Annotated in this window: 8 protein-coding genes; 7 read left to right on the forward strand and 1 reads right to left on the reverse strand. The window is 68.6% G+C overall.

Annotation, left to right across the window (positions count from 1 at the left end; genetic code table 11):
* The 6 genes from VNS22_RS09940 to grxD all read left to right on the forward strand — a co-directional run.
* Window positions 1-1,180, forward strand: a 1,180-nt coding sequence (locus VNS22_RS09940; protein WP_325731936.1) for a calcium-binding protein, incomplete at its 5' end; no start/stop codon positions are given.
* A 77-nt stretch (window positions 1,181-1,257) separates the two neighbouring features.
* Window positions 1,258-1,503 (forward strand): phosphoribosylformylglycinamidine synthase subunit PurS, encoded by a 246-nt coding sequence (purS, locus tag VNS22_RS09945; protein WP_349261761.1) that lies wholly within the window; start codon window positions 1,258-1,260, stop codon window positions 1,501-1,503.
* 7 nt (window positions 1,504-1,510) lie between these two features.
* A complete protein-coding gene (gene purQ, locus VNS22_RS09950; RefSeq protein ID WP_325731939.1) occupies window positions 1,511-2,179 on the forward strand; it encodes a phosphoribosylformylglycinamidine synthase subunit PurQ in 669 nt (222 codons plus the stop codon).
* Window positions 2,176-4,380, forward strand: coding sequence for a phosphoribosylformylglycinamidine synthase subunit PurL (purL, locus tag VNS22_RS09955; protein ID WP_325731941.1), 2,205 nt, complete (start codon window positions 2,176-2,178; stop codon window positions 4,378-4,380). Before purQ ends, purL begins: the two co-directional genes overlap by 4 nt.
* A 13-nt stretch (window positions 4,381-4,393) precedes the next feature.
* Window positions 4,394-4,630 (forward strand): BolA family transcriptional regulator, encoded by a 237-nt coding sequence (locus VNS22_RS09960; protein WP_325731943.1) that lies wholly within the window; start codon window positions 4,394-4,396, stop codon window positions 4,628-4,630.
* Window positions 4,631-4,651: 21 nt separating this feature from the next.
* Complete coding sequence (gene grxD / locus VNS22_RS09965; RefSeq protein WP_325731945.1) at window positions 4,652-4,981, forward strand: Grx4 family monothiol glutaredoxin; 330 nt, start codon at window positions 4,652-4,654, stop codon at window positions 4,979-4,981.
* A 61-nt stretch (window positions 4,982-5,042) separates the two neighbouring features.
* Here grxD and VNS22_RS09970 read toward each other — a convergent pair whose 3' ends face one another.
* Window positions 5,043-5,816, reverse strand: coding sequence for a DUF3108 domain-containing protein (locus VNS22_RS09970; protein WP_325731947.1), 774 nt, complete (start codon window positions 5,814-5,816; stop codon window positions 5,043-5,045).
* A 53-nt stretch (window positions 5,817-5,869) separates the two neighbouring features.
* Here VNS22_RS09970 and VNS22_RS09975 point away from each other — a divergent pair.
* Window positions 5,870-6,819, forward strand: a 950-nt coding sequence (locus VNS22_RS09975; protein ID WP_325731948.1) for an alginate lyase family protein, incomplete at its 3' end; no start/stop codon positions are given.

Raw genomic sequence — 6,819 nt, forward strand, 5'->3', positions numbered from 1 at the left:
CAATGACGAGATGCGCGGCGGCGAGGGCCGCGACACGCTGTTCGGCGGGCCGGGCGATGACCGGCTGACCGGCGGTGCCGGACCCGACGAGTTCGATTTCCTGGTAGATCAGCTCGGCTTCATCCGGGCCAATGGCCAGGATATCGTGACGGACTTCGACCCCTCGGAAGACCATCTGGTCCTGCACGACAAGCTCGGCCCGACCTTCAGTGATCTCCGCCCACGCCTTACCTTCGAGCAGCTCGACGACAACGACACCTTCCGCCTGGGCGATGGCGACCGTCATGTGACGATCCAGCCGGTAACACTGGGCGGCGTGACCAGGGATTCGCTGGTGTTCGACCTGAAGGGTGCGATGGACCTGCATTTTGCCGGACCGCAGACCGTCACCTTGTTCGGTGTCACCGAGATCCCGCCCGTGGCAATTGGAACCTATGGGGCGGGCGGCATCGCCCCGCTCATCGGTACCAGCCGGGCCGACATCCTGGTGGGCGGGCCGGATGACGACCGGCTGGCCGGCCTGCTCGGCGATGACCGGCTGTTCGGCGGGAGCGGCAACGACCGGCTGGACGGCCATGACGGCCACGACAATCTCTTCGGCAACCTGGGTGACGACATGGTGGTCGGCGGGCCCGGCCGCGACCGGCTGTTCGGCGAGGGCGGCAACGACTGGCTGATCGGTGGGACCGGCAACGACGAGCTGCAGGGCTCGACCGGCGCCGACCGGATGTTCGGACGCGAAGGCGACGACCTCCTGTCCGGCGGGGACGACGACGACTTCCTGAACGGCGAAGCCGGCCGCAACGAGCTGACCGGTGGCTTTGGCTCCGATCTGTTCCTGTTTGGCTACGGCTTCGGCATCCGCGAGGAGCCCACCTATCCCGAGACATTCACGGTGATCGCCGACTTCACCCAGGGCGTCGACCGCATCGGCATCGCGCCGGACGACCACAACCAGATTTTCCCCCATCACTTCGACAACAACGGCGACGGCAGCATCGACACGTTCGACCGGGGCGTCGCCTACACCACGATCGCCGTGGTGCCCGGGCGGAACGAGACCGGCCTGCTGTTCGACCTGGGCTATCTCAGCGGCTTCGGGCCGATCCAGCACACGCAGGTGTTCATCCCGAACCTGGAGCGGCTGGCGGCGGCGGAGCTGGACTTCTATTTCGGCTGATTCGTGCCACTGCTTGTCTGGCGACGCATTGGCCACTAGGGAAGGCCGCATCGCACGAGGCACGGGTTCGGAGACTGGTGGTGAAGGTCAGCGTGGAAGTGGGCCTGAAGCAGGGCGTGCTCGACCCGGAGGCGGTCACGATCGAGCGCTCGCTGCTCCATCTGGGCTTCGAGGGGGTGAGCGGGCTGCGCAAGACCCGGGTCTTCACCTTCGACCTCGAGGCCAAGGACCGTGCGGCGGCGGAGGCCTCGGTCAAGGCGATGTGCGAGCAGCTGCTCGCCAACCCGGTGATCGAGAGCTACCGATTCACGGTGGAAGAGTGATCCGCTGATGCGCGCTGCCGTCGTCACCTTCCCAGGCGCCAACCGCGACCGCGACCTTGTGCGCGCCTTCAAGGACACCGGCTTCGCCGAGGTCCATCTGGTCTGGCACGAGGCCACCGAGCTGCCGCCGGTCGACGTGGTCGGCATTCCGGGCGGCTTCTCCTATGGCGACTATCTGCGCTGCGGTGCGATCGCCGCCCGCTCGCCGGCCATGCGCGCGGTGGCGGACTTCGCCCGCGCCGGCGGCCATGTGCTCGGCGTCTGCAACGGCTTCCAGATCCTGTGCGAGGCGGGGATGCTGCCGGGCGCGCTGGTCCGCAACGTCGGCCTGCGCTTCATCTGCCACCCCTGCGCACTCAGCGTCGAGCGGGCCGGCACGCCGTTCACCGCCGGGCTCAGCCAGGGCGACCAGCTCCTGGTCAGCACCGCCCATGGCGACGGCAACTACACGGCCGACGAGGCGACGCTCGACCGGCTGGAAGGCGAGGGCCGGGTGGTGTTCCGCTATGTCGACAACCCGAATGGCTCGCTGCGCAACATCGCCGGCATCACCGACGCCAGCGGCCGGGTGCTCGGCATGATGCCGCATCCGGAATGCCATGTGGACCCGCGCACCGGCCATACCGGCGGGCGCGCGATCTTCCAGTCCCTGCTCGAAACGGTCACCCGCGGATGATCACGCCCGACATCGTCAAGTCCCACGGCCTGAGCCCGGACGAGTACCAGCGGATCATCGAGCTGATCGGCCGGGAGCCGAACCTGGTCGAGCTCGGGATCTTCTCGGTGATGTGGTCGGAGCACTGCTCCTACAAGTCGTCGAAGAACCATCTGCGGAAGCTGCCGACCGAGGCACCCTGGGTGGTGTGCGGCCCCGGCGAGAATGCCGGCGTGGTCGACATCGGCGGCGGGCTGGTGGCCATCTTCAAGATGGAGAGCCACAACCACCCCTCCTATATCGAGCCGTTCCAGGGTGCCGCCACCGGGGTGGGCGGCATCATGCGCGACGTGTTCACCATGGGTGCGCGGCCGATCGCCAACCTGAACGCATTGCGCTTCGGCTCGCCGCAGCATCCCAAGACCAAGCGCCTGGTCGACGGCGTGGTGCGCGGCATTGGCGGGTATGGCAACTGCGTGGGCGTGCCGACCGTGGGCGGCGAGACCACCTTCCATCGCGCCTTTGACGGCAACATCCTGGTCAACGCCATGTGCGTGGGCGTGGCCAGGGCCGACCGGGTCTTCTATGCGGCCGCCGCCGGCATCGGCAATCCGGTGGTCTATGTCGGGGCCAAGACCGGGCGCGACGGCATCCATGGCGCCACCATGGCATCCGCCGAGTTCTCCGGCGAGGACAGCGACGAGAAGCGGCCGACCGTGCAGGTGGGCGATCCCTTCCGCGAGAAGCTGCTGATCGAGGCCTGCCTGGAGCTCATGGAGAAGGACGCGATCGTCGCGATTCAGGACATGGGTGCGGCCGGCCTGACCTCGTCCTCGTTCGAGATGGCGTCCAAGGGCGATGCCGGCATCGAGCTGGACCTGGACCAGGTGCCGATGCGCGAGCCCGGCATGACCCCGTACGAGATCATGCTCTCCGAGAGCCAGGAGCGGATGCTCATGGTGCTGAAGGAGGGCCGCGAGGCCGAGGCCGAGGCGATCTTCCGCAAGTGGGAGCTGGACTTCGCGGTGATCGGCCGGGTGACCGATACCGGCCGGATGGTGCTCAAGCGCCATGGCGAGGTGGTGGCCGACCTGCCGGTGGCGCCGATCGCCGGCAGCTCCCCGGTCTATGACCGTCCTTACGAGGAGCCGGCGGCACCGATCCCGGTGGCGCTGTCCGAGCCGGCCGTGCCGGTCCTGCCGCACGACCAGGCGATCCTCCGGCTGGTCGGCTGCCCCGACCTCGCGTCCAGGCGCTGGATCTGGGAGCAGTATGACCACACGGTCGGCGCCGATACGCTGATCGGCCCCGGCGGCGACGCCGCGGTGGTCCGGGTGCTGGGCGGCGACCGGGCGCTCGCGGTCTCGTCCGACTGCACGCCCCGCTACTGCCAGGCCCACCCCCGCACCGGCGGGATGCAGGCGGTGGCCGAGTGCCGGCGCAACCTGATCGCCACCGGCGCCAGGCCGCTCGCCATCACCAACTGCCTGAACTTCGGCAACCCGGAGCGGCCGGAGGTGATGGGCCAGTTCGTCGGCTGCATCGAGGGCATGGCCGAGGCCTGCCGGGCGCTCGACTTCCCGGTCGTGTCCGGCAACGTGTCGCTCTACAACGAGACCGACGGCAAGGCGATCCAGCCCACCCCCGACATCGGCGGCATCGGCCTGATCGAGGACCTGGACCGGGTGGTGGGGATTGCCCCCACGGCGGACGGCCAGATCCTGATCCTGATCGGCGAGACCTATGGCTGGATGGGTGCTTCCTTGTACCTGCGCGAGATCATGGGCCGCGAGGAGGGGGCACCCCCGCCGGTCGACCTCGCCCACGAGCAGCGCAATGGCGACTTCGTGCTCCAGCAGATCCGGGGCGGCACGGTGCGGGCCTGCCATGACGTGAGCGATGGCGGCCTGGCGATCGCGGTGGCCGAGATGTGCATGGCGTCCGGCAAGGGTGCGGAGCTGCGTATCCCCCAGGGCTTGGCCGCGGTCGGCTGGCTGTTCGGCGAGGAGCAGGGCCGCTACGTGCTGGCGGTCGAGCCGGCAGCACTCAAGGATCTGCTGGCGGATGCCGCGCGGGACGGGGTGATCGCGCGAGAGATCGGCCGGGTCGGGGGCGATGCGTTGCAGGTCAAGGACCTGCCCCCCATATCGGTTGAGGAACTGCGGCGTGTCCATGAGGCCTGGCTCCCGGACTTCATGGGCGGCGACGCCGTCGCTGCCTGACAGAGGAGCTTTGATGCCAGTCGCCAAGGACGATCTCGAGCGCATGCTCAAGGAGAGCTTTCCCGACGCCACCGTCCGGATCGACGACCTGGCCGGTGACGGCGACCATTATCGCGCGGTCATCGTGTCCGAGGCGTTCCGCGGCAAGTCACGCATCCAGCAGCACCAGATGGTCTACGCCGCCCTGGGCGGCCGGATGGGCGGCGAGCTGCATGCCCTGGCCCTGTCCACCTCCGTCCCTGCGTCCTGACGAGCCCGGAGAACGGTCGAGATGAGCGATATCAACGAGACGATCCGCACCCAGGTCACCAGCGACCCGGTGGTGCTCTACATGAAGGGGACTCCGGTCTTCCCGATGTGCGGGTTCTCCGCCGCGGTGGTGCAGATCCTTTCCCAGACCGGTGTGAAGTTCCAGAGCTACAACGTGCTGGACGATGCCGAGCTGCGCCAGGGGCTGAAGGAATTCAGCAACTGGCCGACCTTCCCGCAGCTCTATGTCGACGGCGAGCTGGTCGGCGGCTGCGACATCGTCCGCGAGATGTACCAGTCGGGCGAACTCGCCCAGCTGTTCGAGGAAAAGGCGGTCGCCAAGGCCTCCTGAGCCGCCAGCGCCCGAGTAGCAGCCGGCCGTGTCCCGGGAGGGGCGCGGCCGATGCCGTTCTCTAGCTGCAGCTCGCCGTGTTCGAGCAGTCCTTGTCCAGCTCGACCGAGGAGGCGGTCCCGCCGTCCTGGGTCTCGATCAGGAGCGGCACGGCACGCGGATCGTTGCTGACCTTGGCCTCGATCCAGCGGCCGTCGTCATTCTCCCAGCCTGCCAGCCAGGACGAGCGGCTCGCAGACGCCAACGGGTTGACGACCAGCCTGGCACGGGCGACGTCGTCGGTCGGCTCCAGGGGCGTCGCCTCGATGTCGTAGCGTGAGCGCCCGTCGAAGATCGGGACGACCAGGCGGTCCGGCCGGTTGCCGCCAACCATCCAGCGCCGCACCCGCAGGATCCCGGTGAGTGGATCCACCGTGCCTGCCCAGAGGCGCTTGGGGATGTCGACGCCCTGCGGCTCACCCCGCTTGAACAGGGCGACCTCCACCGGGTCGCCCGCATCGTCGTAGCGGATCTCGATGTCGCGCGTGTAGCGCCGGCTCTCATAGTGCGCGCGGTAGTGGCTCGAACGCAGCTCGCCCGCCTCGTCGCGCGAGACGGACTGCATCTCGCCGCCATAGGAGGTGAGCAACGAGGCCATCCCGCGGCTGGTGATGCCCATGCTGCCGTCGATGGCGGCACCGTTCGCCCGAAAGCCCAGTGCCACGTCGGCGACATGCATGCCGCCCCAGTTGACGCCCAGGCGGAAATCCTCGGCCCCGCTGGTGGCAGCCATGCCGAGCCTGGGCAGCGACATCATGGCAAGCGCCCCGATGAGCAGCCCGCGCCGGTGGATCATCGTCGACAGACCTCCACTCAGTTGCGATAGGAACAAGACCTGCAATCGACCTGATGGCATCGATGAAACTGTCGGACAAGTGGTTCGGCCGGATGGCGGTTCCAAGCCTTGCGCTGCTGGGACTGGCCGGGTGTGACCCGGGCCGCGACGGCCTGTCCTGGCAGCTCGTCGAGCCGAGCCGGCTGACCAGGCCGGGCGTGGTGCTGTTCGACCCGCAAGCGCGCCACCAGGAACTGGCCGCCATGACGGAGGCCGATCGCAGCTTCCTGTGCGGCCCGCCCAGTGCCGAATGGCAGAGCTTCAAGGCGATCACCCGGCCGAAGGCGCCCGGCAGCGATCGTGGCCAGTCGGCCGAGCCGTTCGCCATGGAGGTGATGCGTGCCACGGCCTGGACGGTCGCGACCCACGATCGTGCATCAGGGCGGGCGGTGGCGCGGGTGATGAACCGCTGGGCCAATGGCCAGGCGCTCACCAAGGTGGATGAGACCAGCAACGAGCTCTATGCCGTCAACCGCACCGTGCTGCCGGTGATCGTCTCGTTCGCCGCGCTCAAGTCCGATCCGGGCATGGACCGCGAGAAGGTCGGGCGGATCGAGCGCTGGCTGTCCGAGCTCATGCAGATGCGCCGGCAGATGGCGCCGGCGCCGGGCAAGACCACCGCGCGCAACAACCACCACTACCTGAACGCCAGCGTCGACATGGCCTGGGGTGCGCTCACCGGCAGTCAGGAGGCCTTCGACCAGGGGGTGGCCGCCTACATGGATGCCCTGGCCGAGCTCCGGCCGGACGGCTCGCTGCCGCTCGAGACCCGGCGGGGTGCCAGGGCTCTGTGGTACCAGCGCCATGCGGTCGCCTCGCTGGTGACGATCGCCGAGATCGCCGCGGTGCAGGGGGTGGACCTCTATGCCCGCGAGGTGGACGGCCTGAGCCTGCACGATGCGATCGGCTTCCTGGTCGCGGCGATCCGCGATCCCGCCCTGGTCGAGCCCTATGCGAGCGAGGA

The sequence above is a fragment of the Geminicoccus sp. genome, from assembly GCF_035556675.1.
Classification (GTDB): Bacteria; Pseudomonadota; Alphaproteobacteria; order Geminicoccales; family Geminicoccaceae; genus Geminicoccus.